Origin of the sequence: Desulfosarcina sp. (assembly GCF_033791525.1) — a bacterium.
Classification (GTDB): domain Bacteria; phylum Desulfobacterota; class Desulfobacteria; order Desulfobacterales; family Desulfosarcinaceae; genus Desulfosarcina.
This window is the reverse complement of record NZ_JASJGN010000375.1, coordinates 1-2,643: the sequence shown is the minus strand read 5'-3', so window position 1 is coordinate 2,643 and position 2,643 is coordinate 1. Positions and strand designations below refer to the sequence as shown.

The following is a 2,643-nucleotide window of genomic DNA, read 5'->3' as shown; positions in this document are numbered from 1 at the left end:
CGCCGAAGGCGATAAATGCTCCCACCCCGAGGGCCTGGATGGAAAAACAGATGGCCGCGATGAGATGGGCGTAGCCGTATCGCCCGGGAGCTATAATCGGCATTGGCATCCTTTTCAATTAGTCGTTAGGGGTCAAGTCTATTTTTGACTCTTTATAATGTTTTGGGTCAATCGTTCAATGCGTTTTTTTGATTTTCGCGTCGCTGTCTATCAGACGATTCATCCTATCGATTACGCTGCTCTCTATATGCTGGTTCCGATGGAGTTTCACATTTCGAGACCCTATATCCTAAAGTGAGCGATATTTAAATAAAAAGAGTCCTCTAACATCGGGTAATATGTTATAATACTTGTTAAAACCTGCCAAGGTAGCAACAAGAATAACTCCACCCGATAGGTAAAGGACTCTATGAACAGATATAGCAAAAATTACCGGCAAAGTGAACTTAAAATTCGACGCATCGAAGCCACCTCCGACCGGTTGACCGGCAGGGCGGGCCTGGCCCTGTTCGTGGCCTATTTGCACAACATCGAGATTTTCAGCTGGTTCGATCGCTGGTTCGCCTCCATCCGTAAAAACCGCAAAGGCATTGGCATAACGGAACTTTTCAAGCAGGTGCTGTGCTTCTTTGTCGATGGCACCAGCCGGCGATTGACCTATTTCGATCAGCTCTCGCAAGATGAAGGATATGCCGGCAGCATCGAAACCGATCGAGCGGACATGGCTTCTTCTCATCAAGTCAAACGCTTTTTCAAAGCCTTTGCCTGGACGCGCGTGTTTTTGTTCCGGCGTCTTCTGCAAACCCTTTTTATCTGGCGCCTGCAGAGCACCCGGCCCGATGTGATCGAACTGGGCATCGATACGATGGTTATGGACAATGACGATGCCCAATGCCGGCACGGCGTCAAACCGACCTACAAAAAGAAAAAGGGATTTCAGCCCTTGCAGATGAACTGGGGACGCTTGATTGTCGATGCGGTGTTTCGTGGCGGTGACAAGCACTCCAATCACGGGGACAGCGTGCTGAACATGATTCGGCACATGGTAATCAAAATCAAAAGGCAATATCGTTGGGATGTACCGATCGTCATCCGTATGGATAGCGGTTTTTTCGATCAGAAGATCTTCATGGTTTGTGAGGCGCTTCACGTCGGCTATCTTTGTGGCGGCAAGATGTATAAAGACATTAAACGAATGGCCGCCACCTGGGACGACAGCCAGTGGGAACGGTTTGAATCCAGGAAGAAGGAAGCCTGGCAGTATGCCGAGTTCGGTTGCCGGCAAGGTACCTGGAAGCGATTCCGGCGGGCTATCTTTTGTCGGTTGATACACAATGACCGCAAGCAGCTTTATCTGCCGGGGTTTCGTCCGGATACGGTCATCGTCACCAACATCGGTCAAGGCCAGGCGATCGACTGGATGCTTAAAAAAGCCGGGGCGGCAGACTATTTGACGGCCAATAGGCTTGTGGCCTGCTACCACGAACGCGGCAGTGACGAATTGGCCAACCGGGCCATCAAGGATTTTGGCCATGAGCAACTGCCCTTCAAGCGGTTTGCGCCCAACGCGGCCTGGTATTATATGATGCTGGTCGGCCATTTCCTGCTCGAATCGTTCAAAGAAGATGTCAGTGCCCCAGTTATATCGGTTGGCTCCTATGCCAGCACGGTGCGTAGACGGCTGATTGATATTGCCGGAAAAATTGTCTTCCATAGCGGGGAAACGATCCTGAAAGTATCCCGGGCGTGTATTGAAAGCCTGCGCTTGCCCGAATTGTTCGAGCGATGCAGTATGGCACCGGTTATCGGATAACGGGTACCGAAAAACGATTGCCACTGAAAAACCGGTGGAGCAGTGCGCCCGTCAACGGCGAAATTTGAGCCGATAACCGGAAAATTCTGATACCGGGTGAGTATTTGAATCGGTAATACCGGCAACTATGCTCCGGATGCTTTTACTCCCGGATTTTTGGCCCAATAGCGCTGTTCGAAAGTGAAATCGCTCAGTTTCGGTGAAATAATTTTACCCAGATTTACCCAAAACAACAAGACTCAGTCATTGCATTGCTCCGACACTTCCGATATATTGCATTAGAATATGATGCACTAAAAATTTTGAATACGATTCATTTTTTGTAAAAATTCATCCTGATCATCATAAACGGCCTCACCGTAAGACCCTCTCCCGGGGAGGCAACCGCTGGATACCCATCCAATCAGGGATTTCAATACGATTCAACTATTTAGTGCAAGAATTGCTGAGAAGGATTTAGATGTCATTCCTCATCATCATGTCATTACTCAACGGCCTGACACTAGCAGCGCTGCTGTTCATTACGGCCGGCGGGCTGACACTGTCTTTCAGCCTGATGCGTGTTGTCAACTTGACCCATGGTGCGCTTTATCTGGCTGGTGGCTTCATCGGCGTGTCCGTGATCAGTGTCACCGGGAGTTGGCTGATGGCCCTGCTCGCGGGCGGTGGTGTCGTGGCGGTTATAGCTCTGCTGGAAGAGAAGTTCCTGCTGCGATGGGCCCGCGGCAATGACCTGACAGAGACCTTGGTCTCGCTGTCGGTGGCCATCATCATCGGAGATCTGGTTCTGGTCATCTGGGGTGGATACCCCAAAACCATTGAAATCCCCG

Annotated in this window: 2 protein-coding genes; both read left to right on the top strand. The window is 50.2% G+C overall.

All coding sequences use genetic code 11. The features are described 5' to 3' along the window. Nucleotides 1–409 precede the first annotated feature (409 nt). The gene (locus QNK41_RS18440) at nt 410–1,813 is read left to right on the top strand and encodes an IS1380 family transposase (RefSeq protein WP_319259864.1); all 1,404 of its coding nucleotides are present in this window, start codon (nt 410–412) and stop codon (nt 1,811–1,813) included. Between the two features lie 460 nt (nt 1,814–2,273). Next, on the top strand, nt 2,274–2,643 hold a 370-nt coding region (locus QNK41_RS18435; RefSeq protein WP_413815178.1), incomplete at its 3' end, for an ABC transporter permease subunit.

What these genes read in the sequence shown, in the direction of transcription:
- QNK41_RS18440 (WP_319259864.1), top strand. Translation starts at nt 410, where the DNA reads ATGAACAGATATAGCAAAAATTACCGGCAAAGTGAACTTAAAATTCGA.